A 13,653-nucleotide genomic window follows, 5' to 3' on the forward strand; every position below is an offset into this window, starting at 1 on the left:
CTTATCCCTCCATCCGCGCCAAATGCTTGCAGTATTCCACTTCAGCGAGGCGAATCATCGTTCGGTAAAATTGTTTTTGGTTAAAACCGGTCTTATTTCCAGCGCATAACACGATAGCGCGTCGCACCGGATCAAAAGCGAAAAAGGCTCTGATGGGCTTACCGGCGTGCTGAACGCGCAGCTCTTTCAGATTAGGGAATTCGCCACCCTTTAATGTATCGACATAGGGGCGGCCAAGTTGTGGTCCCATCTCTTCTAAAATCGTCATCGCCGCTAACACGTCTTCACGTAGTGCTTCACTTTGCGCCACAAACCACTGATCAAAAACATCCGTTGTTAATATTTCCCACATAATGCCATCCCATAGCTTATTTGCTATGGGATAAGTTATAGCTTTTGGGCTATGAAATCAATCCGGACATTGATTGTGTGAAGTCAAATTCGCTCACAAATACGATTTCAACCGAAGCGTACGCGAATTAATTCGCCATAAATCTCGTAGGACCGCCATTTAGGGCGACCTGGTTGCCGCTGCTACATCTCCCGCCAAAACTTCTTCTTACTGGTTTTACCAATCCCTGGATTACAGCTGTTGGTGGGATCAAGCTGTTTCCAGTGCGCGACATGCTCACACGACGCCTGATAAAGGTGCCCGACATTGTGCTCGGCGGGATATTTCGCGCCGCGCTGTTCCAGATACCGTTTCACCTCTTCCTTAAACACTTTTGCGTCGTAGCCGGGTTTCAGCACGTAATCCTGATGATTGACGAAGCAGAAGAAGTGCCCGCAGCACGAATCAACCTGTACCTGCGCCGCCAGATGATCGGGCAGCGTCAAACGCCATGCATCGTCATTACGGCGCAGCGCCACATCGAAGGCTACCAGCCGCTCGTTGGGGTTGTAACCCAGCGCGTCGCAGTAGGAAATGGTGCAGCCGCCCACGCCGAAACGCACCAAAAACGCATCTGCCGCTTCACGCGCATCGCAGCGGAAAAAGCCGCCTTGCTGCTCAGCAAAGAATTGCTGCAGTAAACTCTGCAACTCGGCGGTTTGCGGCGACTCTACTTTGATCATCAGATGATGTTGATACTCGCTGCGGTAATCCATGATGCGCGGCGCGATAAAGCTCGGCGTCAATTGGTTGAAGAATTGCAGCACCCGATCAACAAAATTGCGCGGCAGGAATTTCAGGTGGCTGACGCGCACATCCCATTTGGCTTTATTGGCCATCATCTGCGGAATGGCCTGCGGGCCCAGTTTGCGAATCGCCAGATACATATGCTTGGCGTAGCGCACGGTTAAATCGAAGGCATTGCGATGGATATATTCCGCCTGCAGCGGCAGTTCGCTCATTTCGGTTAGCAGGAAACGGCGCAGCGCCACCAGCACGTTCTCATCGTTAGTGCCGATGTAGAAGGTGTCGCTGCCGGCGCTGGCTTCGAAGGTGGGCAAGCGTACAGCGAACACCACCACTTTACCGGCGCTGCCCGAGCTGTCGTGCAGGTAGCGCAGATCGCCATTGAAGCGTGCTGGGGAATCCGCGGTTACATCTCGTAAGCGGTCGGCGTAGTCATCAGCCCAGATTTTACCCTGCCAATCGGCTTGCTCGCCGGTTTGATACTGCTGCTGCGTGAGATTTGCCAGCATCACTTCTGGCGTGTCGCCCAACTCGATGCCGAGGTGATTAACCATCTCCAGGCGACCATCCTCATGAATACGGGCGAACAGGGATTTTTCGGTAAACGCGGGGCCGCGCCGAATCAGCGAGCCGCCGGAATTATTACAGATCCCGCCGACCACCGACGCGCCAATGCAGGATGATCCAATAACCGAGTGCGGTTCACGCCCGAGTGGCTGTAAGGTGTGCTCCAGTTCGGTCAAGGTGGTGCCGGGGAAGGCGATCACCTGGCGCGCCTGATCGATCACCTGCACGCCTTTGAGCTGGCGGGTGCTGATGATCACGATATCGCGGTCGTAATCATTGCCGTCGGGCGTTGAGCCGCCGGTGACGCCGGTATTTGACGCCTGCATCAACACAATCACATCGTGCGCCACGCACACCTGCAGTGTTTGCCACAGCTGCAACAAGGTTTGCGGTAACGCCACCGCCACCGCCAGCGCGTCACCGCGTCCGACACGGAACCCCTTTATGTACCAGGCTTTATCATCCGCATGGGTTAATAACTGTTTGTCACCCACCACCGCGGCCAACTTACGCAACATATCCTTCTGCATGCTCATTTTCTCTTCTTTATTCTTTATCTGCCACGGTATTGGACAAGCGCAGCTGCACTGAGTCAATCATTCACTGGCCCTGACGCGTAAATAACGCACGGAATCATTATCCCTTTTTACTTTACGGAATAACCGGCAGGAACCAATAAAAATGCGCGGGAAATCACAAAATAGATCGAAATAAAAATCGCGGAGAGGGCGTTTATTTGGTCTGCTGATTTTACTACGCAAAATAAATATAAACCTATGATTTTATTTGTTATTAAGGTTTTAAGGTGAAAAATGCCATGTGATTTATATCACAAAAATAAGCCTTTGTTGGATGCTGTCAATTATCTCACTCGGGAAATTCATCGCAAAAGTGTGACATTCGTTGCAAATAACAATGCGATTAATCGGAAGAATGAATTCCAGACGCACAGCATAAAGGATGATGACAATGAGAATTGGCATGGTGATCAGCGGTGGCGATGTCACCGGGATTAATAACTTTGTGTATCAAATATCGCGCTTAACTCAAGCGGAAATGGTGTTATTTAATGGTGGTATTCCAGGTTTGCTGGAAAACAATCATCAGGAAATATCCCAACGTGATTTAGTGGATTACGCCATCGCCGCTATTCCGGTGATGCAATCGGGACGAACCAGCAGGAAATTAATTCGCCCGGAATATGAGATGATCGCCAAACACCTTAAATCGCTGCGCATCGATGTATTAATTATGGCGGGCGGAGACGGCTCATTACAATTCCTGCATACGCTGAGCGAATTTGGTGTCAACTGTTTTGGCGTCGGCATGACCATCGATAACGATGTCTTTGGCAGTGATTACAGCATCGGTTTCTCCACCGCCTGTGAGCAGGTGTTAAAAGAGGTGGCGAAGTTACGTAATACCGGCCGCGCCTTAACCGGTCGTGTATTTATGGTGGAGCTGCTGGGTGGTTATTGCGGTGAATTAACCTTGCAGTCAGCGATCAAATCCAATGCCGATTTCGCGCTGATACCGGAATGCCAGATTGCACCGCAGGAGCTGGCGGAACGCATCACGCAGCGGCTGGCGGCGCAGAACAGCGTGATAATTTTGTGCTCGGAAGGCTATACCCGTGAATATTCGCCGGGCTTTCAGGGCGCTATCGATACCTTAATTAAACAAATTGAACCGTTAATTGGTGTGCGTATTCGTAAAACGATTATCGGTTATGGCCTGCGTAATGGCGATCCTACTTGTGAAGAGATTTATCAGGGCACCATTATGGCCAGTGAAGTCGCGCGTTGTATTCAGTCGGGAATGCGCAATAAAGCGGTGATTATTAATGGCAGTAATCGACCGATTCCGATTGATTTAATAAGCATGAAAAAACGCCTGGTCGATACGGAAGGGCATCATTATAAACTCGCTAAACAACTGCAAATTCTGTGAGGAAATAGCCATGCTGAAAATATTATGTGTCTGTGGATGTGGTTTGGGTTCAAGCTTTGCGATTGAAATGAGCGCCAAGTCAGTATTAAAGAAACTCGAAATTGATGCTGATATTGATCACACCACCATTTCTGAAGCCAACGCCTTTAAATCCGACATGATTTTAACTCAGAAAGCCTTTGCTGATGTGTTAAATGCCGATGCCAGCCCGGAACAGATCAAGCGGGTGATTATTCTCAATAAGCTGACCGACAAAGCAGAAATTGAAGAGAAAATCGTGGCGTTTATGAAAGAACGTAACTTAAAGGTTGCTAATCATGAATAGTGTCATCGACTTCCTGGTAAAAGACTTATTGGGGCAGGCATCGATACTGATCGCCTTTATTGCCCTGATTGGTCTGCTACTGCAAAAAAAATCGGCGGGCAAGGTGGTGGAAGGCACCTTTAAAACCCTGCTCGGTTTCTTAATTATGATGGCCGGTATCAACATTATTGTCGGTACGCTGACCTTCCTGAACACCATTTTCACCCACGGCTTTGGCATGCAGGGTTATATCACCGACGTTGCCGCCATTGCCGGGTTAGCAAACCGCGAGCTGGGTTCAGAAGTGGCGCTGACGCTGTTGGTGATCTTTATCGTCAACATCATCATTGCGCGTCTGACACCGTTCAAATACATCTTCCTTACTGGTCAGGCGCTGCTGTGGATGGCGACCATCGGTGCGGTGATTGGCTATAAAGCGGGGCTGACAGGTTTACCTCTGATCCTTACCGGCGGCATTTTTGGCGGCATTATGGCGGTGGTGATGCCTGCGTTGGCCCAACCGGTGGTGCGCCGCATCACCGATTCTGACGACGTGGCGCTCGGGCACTTCTGCACCATTGGCTATCTGCTGACGGCGGCGGTGGCAAAGGTGGTGGGCAAAGGGTCGCGCTCCACCGAAGATCTCAAACTGCCCGATAACTTTAAATTCCTGCAGGACACCTATCTGTCGATGGCGGTGGTGATGGTGCCGATGTATCTGATCCCTGCGGTCGCCGCCGGTCCGGAATTTATCGGCCAGTACAGCAACGGCATGAACTACCTGATGTACGCCTTTATGCAGTCGATTCAGTTCGTGTGCGGTGTGTTCGTGCTGTATAGCGGCGTGCGTCTGTTGCTGAACGAACTGGTGCCGGCTTTCCGTGGTATCGCCATGCGTCTGGTGCCGGATGCAAAACCGGCGCTCGACTGCCCGGTGATGTTCCCGTACGCCCCGAACGCGGTGATCGTCGGCTTCCTCGCCACCACGCTGGGTTCGGTGGTTGGCATGCTGGTGTTCCCGATGTTTGGTCTGGCGATGATTCTGCCAGGATTGCTGACTAACTTCTTTGCCGGTGGCACCGCAGGCGTGTTCGGTAATGCGCTCGGTGGGCGTCGCGGCGCAATGATCGGCGGTTTCGTGCACGGTCTGTTCATTACCTTCCTGCCGGCGATTCTGGTGCCGATGCTGGAAAGCTACGGTTTTACTGGCGTCACCTTCAGTGATTCGGATGTCATCAGTACCGGCCTGGTGCTCGGCCATGCATTCCAGAATAACTGGCTGTTCGTCGCGCTGTTTATTGCCTTTATTACTCTCATCGCCTGGTTTGTTAACGGAAAATCCACCAAGTCTAAATCCCATGAGGAAAAGCTCCATGAAACTTTATAACTTTACCGATCTGTTACAGGTGGCTAAAGAACGTGAATTTAAAGCGCTCGGTTCCTTTAATTTGCACTGCCTGGAAATGTTGCCCGCCTTTTTTAAAGCAGCGGAGAAAACGAATAGCCCATTAATGATTCAGATCTCAACCGGAACCGCCAAATATCTCGGACATAAATTATTGGTGGATGCGATTCGCTCATTGTCGGAAAGCCGTAACGTGCCGACCTGTTTGCACCTCGATCACTGTTCGGATTTAGACGCAATCCAAACCGCGCTGGATGCGGGCTTCAGTTCAATTATGTATGACGGTTCACATTTACCGATTGAAGAGAACATCGCCAATACGCGCCGTGTTATTGATATGGCGCGCCCGCTGGCGGTTTCGGTTGAGGCGGAATTGGGCGCGATTGGCGGGTCGGAAGATGGCAAAGAGGTGGAAATGAACGATGCGGCGTTTACCACCGTCGATGAAGCCAAACGCTTTGTCGATGAAACCGGCGTCGATATGCTGGCGATCTCCATCGGCACGGTGCACGGCTTGTACACCGGTAAAGCCCATATTCAGCATCAGCGCCTGGCGGAAATTACCGATGCCACTAAAACGCCGCTGGTGCTGCACGGTGGTACCGGCGTCAGCGATGAAGATATGCGTCTTGCGGTGCGCAGCGGGATTGAGAAAGTCAACGTTGGCACCGAGATGAATGTGCAGTGGGTTGCGAACTGCAAGCAGACGTTTGAAAAGGGCAAGGTCAACGACAGCGTGCGTAATTTCCTTGTGCCGGCCAACGATGCCGTGACCAATGTGCTGGTAGAAAAGATTCAACTGTTCCGCTAATTCCGACTTACTCATGACGTAATAACCTGAGGTGCCCGGCGCCATTCGGGGCAGGAGATGCTATGTTTGGATTCTTGAAAAAGGGCTCTGATAATAAGAGCCAGGATTCACAGGAAATAGATCTTCAGGCTGAAACCATCAGCGGGAAAATAAGCGAACTGGAACAACAGTTGGCCAATAACCCGCAGGCGACAGACACGCAAAAACAATTAATGCTGGAATATAATCGTGCATTAAATATCTTTGCCAAAAGTCGACACTATCGTCAGGAAATTGATCCGTTGTTTGTCAAAATTGATGAACTGCGTAACACCATTCGCAAATCGTTTTAAGGAGGCAGTATGAGTATTAAACAGCTGCTGCAGGAGGCAAGTGCGATTCAGGTGGGGATCAGCGCCAGGGATTGGCGCGAAGTGATCGCGCTGGCGGCGCTGCCGCTGGTGAACGGCGGTTACATCAAAGCCAGTTACCCGGAAGCGGTGATCGCTAACACGCTGGAGCATGGCGCCTATTACGTGTTTGAGGAGGGCATCGCCATTCCCCATGCGCGGCCGGAGGCCGGCGTGCTGAAAGATTGTTTCAGCATGATTGTGCTGGATGAGCCGATCTCATTCGACGGCAGTGACAAAGCCGACATCGTGATTATGTTCGGTGCGCGTGACAGTAACGCCCACATTGAAGAGGGCATCCGCGCGATTGTTACGCTGCTGGAGGATGAGGAGACGCTGGTGCGACTGCGAAAGGCCAGCAGTGCCGCGGAGGTGATAGAAATCCTATGACAACCGACACTGAAGAGAAAATTGTCGTGCTGGTGAACGGCATTCCGGCTTCCGGCAAAAGCACGCTAACGCGCGCGCTGGCCGAGCATTTCGGCTTTCCGGTGCTGACGCTGGATAGCCTGAAAGAGCCGTTTATGGCCAGCTTTGCGCCGGTTGATCGCCTGCGCAATCGCCAGTTAGGTTGTGCGGCGTATCAGGCGATCTGGCAAGTGGTGGCGCAAGCGCCGACGCGTTGTATCTATGTCATCGATGCCTGGTTTGGCTTCCAGCCGAAAGAGGTGCTGCAGCAGGGATTGCAGCAGGCGGGCGTGACGCGGGTGCTGGAGCTGTGGCTGGCGATCACGCCGGATGAGGCGGTAGCGCGTTATCAGGCTCGTTTAACCGATCGCATGCCGGGACATCCGGGCGCGGAGTATCTGCCAGAACTGCGCCAGTTAGCAGAAACCGCCCAACCGATGGCGCTGGGTCCGGTGTTGCAGCTTAACGCACGCAATCCGGATCAGGCGGCAGCCTGCGCCTGGTTACAGCGTCAACTGCGGCTGCCGATCAGCGCTCAACCGGCTTTATCGGCCTCGGGCTAAATAATGTCGGCAGCAGGCTGAACGCACATCAGCCCTGTGGCCGACAGCACCATCGCATGATTCGTCAATGCATCTTCTCCTGCCTGAACCAGGCTTTGTGATTACGCTCACAGAGGAAAGCACGATGAATATCGATTTACACGGAAAAACAGCCTTAGTTACCGCATCAACTGGCGGTATCGGTTTTGCCATTGCACAAGGTCTGGCAGCCAGCGGCGCGGAAGTGGTGCTGAACGGGCGCAGTGAAGCCTCGGTGAGTCGTGCGCGCGAGAAGCTCAACGGATTAGTGGCGGGCGCCAAAATTCACACCTTTATCGCCGATCTCGGCAGTGCCCAGGGCGTAAAGCAACTGCTTAACGGCTTGCCGCCAATCGATATTCTGGTGAATAACGCCGGGATTTACGGTCCGCAGGATTTTTATGAAGTGGATGACGACACATGGGACGCCTATTGGCAAACCAACGTGATGTCCGGCGTGCGCCTGTCGCGGGCTTTATTGCCGGAGATGGTGCAGCGTGGTTGGGGCCGCGTGGTGTTTATCTCCTCGGAATCAGCCTTGAACATTCCCGCCGATATGCTGCATTACGGCGTGAGTAAAACGGCGCAGCTATCGCTGGCGCGCGGTCTGGCAAAAGTGGTGGCGGGCAGCGGCGTGACGGTAAACAGCGTGTTGCCCGGCCCAACGCTCTCTGATGGCTTTGCCGCGATGATGGAAGATGAGGTGAAGCGCACCGGTAAGCCGCTGGAAGAGCTGGCGAAAGAGTTTGTGATGGCGCAGCGGCCAGGTTCGGTGATCCAACGCGCCGCCACGGTGGAAGAGGTGGCGAATATGGTGGTGTATGTTTGCTCGAAACAGGCGTCTGCGACGTCCGGTGCCGCGCTGCGCGTCGATGGTGGCGTGGTGGATGATATTGTTTAACGCCGTATAACGATAAAATATTGATGGACGCAATCATCGTAGCGGCGCCATATATTGCGTCGTGTTTAGATGGATAATATGCCTTCGTTGAGATGCGCGATAAATCGCGCCGCTACGATGCCGGATCTGTGTTGAGCACCACAAAGACAAAAGTTTACACAGCAAAGCTTGGTGTTTCTGCTGCAGATGCTTAAAATGCCCGCACTTTTCTCTGAGGCTGCGGCATGACGATATCGCTATCACGCGCAAAATGGATTCTGGCACTGGTTTGTCTGGTGCTGGCGTTTTGTCTCGTCCAGCGCAGCTTCAATTTGCCTTCCGCACCTTTAGCGCAGGTCAGCGCGTCCGCGCACACCCACAGCAGTGATGATGCCAGCGGCAGCGAAAAACCCTGTGCGCTGAGCGCAAAATCGCTGAGTGCCGCCGCGCCAATCCTTGATACCGCATTGCCTTTCCTGCTGTTGCTGCTGGCACTGATCGCCACCTTCACACAAACCACCACTTGCGTCGGCTATCGCCGCGCACCGCTGTTTCCGCCTCTGCGACGGCGGCATCTGACCTTTTGCGTCTTCCGGGAATAACACCTGCGCGTTACATCGCGTAAACCCTGTTATTCACTGGAGAATTCACATGACTGTATTGATCAGGAGCCTGCTGCTCCTGCTGGCGAGCTGCGCGATCACTGCGCAGGCGGCAGACACCGGCTGGCTGCGCAATGCGCAAAACAGCCACGCCGAAGTGCGCTTGCGCAGCGCCAGCCACAACGATAATCAGCAACTGCTGCTGGATATTCGCCTGCAACCCGGCTGGAAAACCTACTGGCGCACGCCTGGCGAAGGCGGCGTTGCGCCGGAAATCCGCTGGCAAACGCCGGAGGTCAAGGCGCAATGGTTCTGGCCCGCGCCCGAGCGTTTTGACGTCAGCGGCTTGACCACGCAAGGCTATAAAGGCGATATCACGCTGCCGATCGAGCTGGCGAAACTGTCGAGCCAGCAACTTGTGGGAACGCTGACGCTCTCAACCTGTAGCGATGTTTGCATCCTCACCGACTTCCCGATCAGCCTCGATCTGACCCAGCCCGCAGACGCCGATTTTGCCCGCGATTTCGCCGAGGCGATGGGGCGCATCCCGGCGGCTAGCGGCTTAACCGATCAACTCCACGCCAGCTTTGTAAATGGCGAATTGCAGATCCGCGCACAGCGTCAGGGCGGCTGGCAACAGCCTGAACTGTTCTTCGATTATCCGCCGGGCAGCATGCTGGCGGCACCGTCGATCCGTGTGAATGGCGACACGCTCAGCGCGCGCGTAGCGGTCACCGATGAATGGGGCGAAGCGGCACCGGATCTGCGCGGCAAAACGCTGTCGCTGGTGGTTGCGGATGCTGGCATTGCGCAGCAAAGCACGATAAATATCGGCGCGGAAACGCTGGTGTCCGGCGATGCGGCGCAAACCTTATGGTCGGTGTTGCTGCTGGCGCTGCTCGGCGGCTTGATCCTCAACCTGATGCCGTGTGTGTTGCCGGTGCTGGCGATCAAGCTCAGCAGCCTGGTGCAGCAGCAAGGGCAAACGCAGCGTCAGACGCGCCAGCAGTTTCTCGCCTCCAGCGCCGGGATCATTTTCTCCTTCCTGCTATTGGCGCTGCTGATGACGGGACTGCGACTCAGCGGTCAGGCGCTGGGCTGGGGCATTCAGTTCCAGAGCAGCGGCTTCCTGCTGGTGATGGTGCTGGTGATGTTCCTGTTTAGCGCCAGCCTGTTTGATCTGCTGCATTTCCGCTTGCCGTCGGGTTTGAATACCAAACTGGCGACGCAGGGCGGCGACGGCTTGCTCGGCCACTTCGGCCAGGGCGCGTTTGCCACCTTGCTGGCCACGCCGTGCAGCGCGCCGTTTCTCGGTACGGCGGTGGCTTATGCGCTGACGGCACCGCTGCCGCAGCTATGGCTGCTGTTTGTCGCGCTCGGCGTCGGCATGAGTTTGCCATGGCTGCTGGTGGCGGCGTTACCGGGCATGGCGCGCTGCCTGCCGCGTCCGGGGCGCTGGATGCTGCATCTGCGCAGCGTGCTCGGCCTGTTGATGCTGCTCGCCACCTTCTGGCTGGTGACGTTGCTGGTGCCGCATTGGGGCAGCACCTTCGCGCTGGTGCTGGCGGGCGTGTTACTCGTGGTGCTGTGTGGCTGGCTGGTGAAACGTCGCGCGCTGCAGCAGGCGGGCGTGGTGTTTATCACCCTGACGCTGGCCGGAGCGCTGCTCCTGATGACGCGTGCCACGCCGGAAGAGGAGACGCTGCACTGGCAGCCGTTGACCGAAGCGGCGATCCATCAGGCACTCGAGCAGAATAAACGGGTGTTTGTCGATGTCACCGCCGACTGGTGCATCACCTGTAAAGTGAATAAATCCCGCGTGTTAAATCAACCCGATGTGCGTGCTGCGCTCAAAGCCGATGACGTGGTGCTGCTGCGCGGCGACTGGACGCAGCCCGATCCGGCCATTGGTGAATTCCTGCGCCGCCGCGACCGCGTGGCGATCCCTTTCAACCAAATTTATGGCCCGGCACTGCCGCAAGGCCAGATTTTGTCACCGCTGCTGAGTCGTGAAGCGGTGATCTCTACTCTCTCTGAGGCGAAAAAATAATGAAGAAATCCCTGTTACTGCCACTGATGTTCCTTGCCATGCCTGCACTGGCGGCCGCGCCTTTTACGCCTGAGCAGGAGGCGCGCATCAAAGAACTGATCCGTGAAACCCTGGTGCAGAATCCGTCGATTCTGGCGGAAGCCGCCGATGCCTTTGATAAAGAAGCAGCGCAACAGCAGCAAAACGTGGTGGCGCAGATGGTGAGGAAAAACCACGATGCGCTGTTCAACGACGCCGGTTCACCGCGCATTGGCGCTGAAAAACCGGCGCTGACGCTGGTCTATTTCACCGATTACAACTGCGTGTTCTGCAAGAAGTTTGAAGCCGATATCGAAAAACTGATTAAGGCTTATCCGCAGGTAGCGGTGGTGATCAAACCGCTGCCGTACCGTGCTGAAACCTCTCTCACCTCGGCGCGTCTGGCGCTCACCGTGTGGGAGCAACAGCCGAAAAACTTCCTGAAGCTGCATGAGCGTTTGATGGCGAAAAAGGGCAATCACGATAACGCCAGCATCGACGCGGCGCTGGAGAAAACCGGCATCAAGCTGAAAGAGCCAAGCAAAGTGAGCCTCGATACCATCAACAGCAACTTGACGCTGGCGCAGCAGCTCGGCGTTCAGGGCACGCCAGCCACGCTGGTGGGCGACCAGATGATCAGCGGCGCGGTGCCATATGAGCAGCTGGAAGCGGCACTGAAAGGCGCGCTGCAGGCGAAGCAATGAGTCGATTAAAGCGCTGGCTGCGTGAGGCGCTGCTACTGGTGCTGATTGTCGCGGCAGCGCTGTGGGGCATGGATTGGCTGCGGGCACCGCAGCTGCCTGCCGACCTGGCGCAACAACCGCTGACCTCGCTGCAAGGCGAGGTGAATCTGGCGGAACTCAGTCAGCATCGGCCACTGCTGGTGTACGTCTGGGCAACCTGGTGCGGCGTGTGCAAACTCACCACGCCAACCGTAGCGGCGATGAGTCAGGAAGGTGACAAGGTGGTGAGCGTGGCGCTGCGTTCCGGCAGTGACGCGCGCGTGGCTACCTGGCTGGAGAAAAAAGGGCTGCAAGGCGTGGCGATCAATGATGAGAGCGGGGCGATCGGCCAGCGCTGGGATATCAACGCCACGCCGACCTTTATCGTGCTGCATCAGGGCAAAGTCATCAGCACCAGCAGTGGCTGGACCAGCGGTTGGGGGCTGAAACTGCGACTTTGGTGGGCTTCCCGCTAATCGTTCTGGCGGCACGTTAAGGTGCCGCCAGAAAATCCTCGCGTTGCGGCGTAAAGGTATCCAGCAATACGCCCGCTTCCAGACACACACAACCGTGCACAATGTTCGGCGCTTTATACAGCGTATCGCCGGCGCTCACTTCTTTGGTAACGCCATCAATAGTGAAGGCAAAACGTCCGGACAGCACATAGGTGAGCTGCTCATGCGGATGGTGATGCAGCGGACCGACGGCACCCTGCTCAAAGGTGACTTCCACCGCCATCATGGTGCCGCCGTGCGCCAGTATTCGGCGCGTTACGCCGTTGCCTAAATCGTCCAGTCGGGTTGCGCTTTTAAAGATAAACATGATTTCTCCTTGCAGGTTGCATCGTCAATATGTGACTTAACTCACAGTCAAAAAGGCATTTAAAGGCTGCATTTTAACGTTCTTTGATTAAAATGAAACGGTGTTTCAATTTAATCTGAGGATGGATCATGAAAATCGCTTTGATGATGGAAAACAGCCAGGCTGCGAAGAACGCAACGGTGTTGAAAGAGCTTCAGTCTGTGGCGCAACCGCTCGGGCATCAGGTGTTTAACGTCGGTATGAGCGACGAACAGGATCACCATCTTACTTATATTCACCTCGGCATCATGGCCAACGTACTGCTTAACAGCAAAGCGGTGGACTTCGTGGTAGCCGGTTGCGGCACCGGCCAGGGCGCGTTGATGTCGCTGAACCTGCATCCCGGCGTGGTGTGCGGCTACTGCATCGATCCGGCGGATGCCTACCTGTTTGCGCAAATCAACAACGGCAATGCGCTGTCGCTGCCGTTCGCCAAAGGTTTCGGCTGGGGCGCGGAACTAAACCTGCGCTTTATCTTCGAAAAAGCCTTTACCGGTGAAAAAGGGCACGGCTACCCGCCAGAGCGCAAAGAGCCGCAGGTGCGTAATGCGGGCATTCTAAACGAAGTGAAAGCGGCGCTGCTGAAAGAGAATTACCTTGATTCACTGCGCGCCATCGATCCCGAGCTGGTGAAGACCGCCGTGAGCGGCCCGCGCCTGCAGCATTGCCTGTTTGAACATGGGCAGAATCAGGAGATCGTGGGTTTTGTGCGTGAACTGACGCAGTAATCAATATCGGTTAAGCAAAGCCAGGGAAACCTGGCTTTGCTGTTTATGTCCTTCTCCATTTGCACTATGGCATCAAAGTACCGGAGCATGTGTCGGAGAAAACGCTAAGAGTTAGGCAGCTTCGGAGTCAGTGAAGCACTCGATTTTGTTATCCCTTCGATTCAACAGTCACGCGTATTGATCCTACCGACCAACCGTTGCAGACGTCTCAATTGTTCATTCAAGTCACCACAGACGAC

At 54.7% G+C, this 13,653-nt stretch carries 16 protein-coding genes; 13 read left to right on the forward strand and 3 right to left on the reverse strand.

What is annotated here, in order from left to right; translation table 11 throughout:
- Position 1: 1 nt before the first annotated feature.
- Together FCN45_RS09190 and dld are read right to left on the reverse strand one after the other, a co-directional pair.
- Complete coding sequence (locus tag FCN45_RS09190; RefSeq protein WP_137385729.1) at positions 2–352, reverse strand: type II toxin-antitoxin system RelE/ParE family toxin; 351 nt, start codon at positions 350–352, stop codon at positions 2–4.
- A 182-nt stretch (positions 353–534) separates the two neighbouring features.
- The gene (gene dld, locus FCN45_RS09195; protein ID WP_137385730.1) at positions 535–2,241 is read right to left on the reverse strand and encodes a D-lactate dehydrogenase; all 1,707 of its coding nucleotides are present in this window, start codon (positions 2,239–2,241) and stop codon (positions 535–537) included.
- Positions 2,242–2,674: 433 nt separating this feature from the next.
- Between dld and FCN45_RS09200 the strand changes: the two genes are divergently transcribed.
- The 12 genes from FCN45_RS09200 (at position 2,675) to FCN45_RS09255 (ending at position 12,301) form a co-directional block, all read left to right on the forward strand.
- Complete coding sequence (locus tag FCN45_RS09200) at positions 2,675–3,655, forward strand: 6-phosphofructokinase (RefSeq protein WP_101764479.1); 981 nt, start codon at positions 2,675–2,677, stop codon at positions 3,653–3,655.
- Between the two features lie 10 nt (positions 3,656–3,665).
- A complete protein-coding gene (locus tag FCN45_RS09205; RefSeq protein ID WP_008110086.1) occupies positions 3,666–3,980 on the forward strand; it encodes a PTS sugar transporter subunit IIB in 315 nt (104 codons plus the stop codon).
- Positions 3,973–5,346, forward strand: a complete 1,374-nt coding sequence (locus FCN45_RS09210; RefSeq protein WP_008110085.1) for a PTS sugar transporter subunit IIC — start codon at positions 3,973–3,975, stop codon at positions 5,344–5,346. The genes FCN45_RS09205 and FCN45_RS09210 overlap by 8 nt, the downstream gene beginning before the upstream one ends.
- Positions 5,333–6,175, forward strand: coding sequence for a class II fructose-bisphosphate aldolase (locus FCN45_RS09215; RefSeq protein ID WP_101764478.1), 843 nt, complete (start codon positions 5,333–5,335; stop codon positions 6,173–6,175). Before FCN45_RS09210 ends, FCN45_RS09215 begins: the two co-directional genes overlap by 14 nt.
- Before the next feature lie 62 nt (positions 6,176–6,237).
- Entirely contained in the window at positions 6,238–6,507 is a 270-nt protein-coding gene (locus tag FCN45_RS09220; protein WP_137385731.1) for a hypothetical protein, read from the forward strand.
- Positions 6,508–6,516: 9 nt separating this feature from the next.
- Positions 6,517–6,954, forward strand: coding sequence for a PTS sugar transporter subunit IIA (locus tag FCN45_RS09225; RefSeq protein WP_101764476.1), 438 nt, complete (start codon positions 6,517–6,519; stop codon positions 6,952–6,954).
- Positions 6,951–7,535, forward strand: a complete 585-nt coding sequence (locus tag FCN45_RS09230; protein ID WP_110866091.1) for a glucokinase — start codon at positions 6,951–6,953, stop codon at positions 7,533–7,535. The genes FCN45_RS09225 and FCN45_RS09230 overlap by 4 nt, the downstream gene beginning before the upstream one ends.
- A 124-nt stretch (positions 7,536–7,659) precedes the next feature.
- A complete protein-coding gene (locus FCN45_RS09235) occupies positions 7,660–8,454 on the forward strand; it encodes an SDR family NAD(P)-dependent oxidoreductase (protein WP_137385732.1) in 795 nt (264 codons plus the stop codon).
- Between the two features lie 224 nt (positions 8,455–8,678).
- Entirely contained in the window at positions 8,679–9,035 is a 357-nt protein-coding gene (locus FCN45_RS09240) for a hypothetical protein (RefSeq protein ID WP_137385733.1), read from the forward strand.
- A 49-nt stretch (positions 9,036–9,084) separates the two neighbouring features.
- Positions 9,085–11,085, forward strand: coding sequence for a protein-disulfide reductase DsbD (locus tag FCN45_RS09245; protein ID WP_137385734.1), 2,001 nt, complete (start codon positions 9,085–9,087; stop codon positions 11,083–11,085).
- Entirely contained in the window at positions 11,085–11,807 is a 723-nt protein-coding gene (locus tag FCN45_RS09250) for a DsbA family protein (protein ID WP_137385735.1), read from the forward strand. Before FCN45_RS09245 ends, FCN45_RS09250 begins: the two co-directional genes overlap by 1 nt.
- A complete protein-coding gene (locus FCN45_RS09255) occupies positions 11,804–12,301 on the forward strand; it encodes a protein disulfide oxidoreductase (RefSeq protein WP_137385736.1) in 498 nt (165 codons plus the stop codon). The genes FCN45_RS09250 and FCN45_RS09255 overlap by 4 nt, the downstream gene beginning before the upstream one ends.
- 16 nt (positions 12,302–12,317) lie before the next feature.
- On the opposite strand, the gene FCN45_RS09260 is transcribed toward FCN45_RS09255, so the two are convergent.
- Positions 12,318–12,647 carry a cupin domain-containing protein gene (locus FCN45_RS09260; RefSeq protein WP_137385737.1) on the reverse strand — a complete coding sequence of 110 codons (330 nt, stop codon included), beginning with the start codon at positions 12,645–12,647 and terminating at the stop codon, positions 12,318–12,320.
- Between the two features lie 128 nt (positions 12,648–12,775).
- Here FCN45_RS09260 and FCN45_RS09265 point away from each other — a divergent pair, with 128 nt between their 5' ends.
- Complete coding sequence (locus FCN45_RS09265; RefSeq protein WP_008110061.1) at positions 12,776–13,414, forward strand: RpiB/LacA/LacB family sugar-phosphate isomerase; 639 nt, start codon at positions 12,776–12,778, stop codon at positions 13,412–13,414.
- Positions 13,415–13,653: the final 239 nt, after the last annotated feature.

The organism is Pantoea sp. SO10 (assembly GCF_005281435.1).
GTDB lineage: Bacteria > Pseudomonadota > Gammaproteobacteria > Enterobacterales > Enterobacteriaceae > Pantoea > Pantoea leporis.

What these genes read in the sequence shown, in the direction of transcription:
- FCN45_RS09205 (WP_008110086.1), top strand. Translation starts at nt 3,666, where the DNA reads ATGCTGAAAATATTATGTGTCTGTGGATGTGGTTTGGGTTCAAGCTTT.
- FCN45_RS09240 (WP_137385733.1), top strand. Translation starts at nt 8,679, where the DNA reads ATGACGATATCGCTATCACGCGCAAAATGGATTCTGGCACTGGTTTGT.
- FCN45_RS09250 (WP_137385735.1), top strand. Translation starts at nt 11,085, where the DNA reads ATGAAGAAATCCCTGTTACTGCCACTGATGTTCCTTGCCATGCCTGCA.
- FCN45_RS09245 (WP_137385734.1), top strand. Translation starts at nt 9,085, where the DNA reads ATGACTGTATTGATCAGGAGCCTGCTGCTCCTGCTGGCGAGCTGCGCG.
- FCN45_RS09265 (WP_008110061.1), top strand. Translation starts at nt 12,776, where the DNA reads ATGAAAATCGCTTTGATGATGGAAAACAGCCAGGCTGCGAAGAACGCA.
- FCN45_RS09200 (WP_101764479.1), top strand. Translation starts at nt 2,675, where the DNA reads ATGAGAATTGGCATGGTGATCAGCGGTGGCGATGTCACCGGGATTAAT.
- FCN45_RS09235 (WP_137385732.1), top strand. Translation starts at nt 7,660, where the DNA reads ATGAATATCGATTTACACGGAAAAACAGCCTTAGTTACCGCATCAACT.
- FCN45_RS09255 (WP_137385736.1), top strand. Translation starts at nt 11,804, where the DNA reads ATGAGTCGATTAAAGCGCTGGCTGCGTGAGGCGCTGCTACTGGTGCTG.
- FCN45_RS09260 (WP_137385737.1), bottom strand. Translation starts at nt 12,647, where the DNA reads ATGTTTATCTTTAAAAGCGCAACCCGACTGGACGATTTAGGCAACGGC.
- FCN45_RS09210 (WP_008110085.1), top strand. Translation starts at nt 3,973, where the DNA reads ATGAATAGTGTCATCGACTTCCTGGTAAAAGACTTATTGGGGCAGGCA.
- dld (WP_137385730.1), bottom strand. Translation starts at nt 2,241, where the DNA reads ATGAGCATGCAGAAGGATATGTTGCGTAAGTTGGCCGCGGTGGTGGGT.
- FCN45_RS09215 (WP_101764478.1), top strand. Translation starts at nt 5,333, where the DNA reads ATGAAACTTTATAACTTTACCGATCTGTTACAGGTGGCTAAAGAACGT.
- FCN45_RS09230 (WP_110866091.1), top strand. Translation starts at nt 6,951, where the DNA reads ATGACAACCGACACTGAAGAGAAAATTGTCGTGCTGGTGAACGGCATT.
- FCN45_RS09190 (WP_137385729.1), bottom strand. Translation starts at nt 352, where the DNA reads ATGTGGGAAATATTAACAACGGATGTTTTTGATCAGTGGTTTGTGGCG.
- FCN45_RS09225 (WP_101764476.1), top strand. Translation starts at nt 6,517, where the DNA reads ATGAGTATTAAACAGCTGCTGCAGGAGGCAAGTGCGATTCAGGTGGGG.
- FCN45_RS09220 (WP_137385731.1), top strand. Translation starts at nt 6,238, where the DNA reads ATGTTTGGATTCTTGAAAAAGGGCTCTGATAATAAGAGCCAGGATTCA.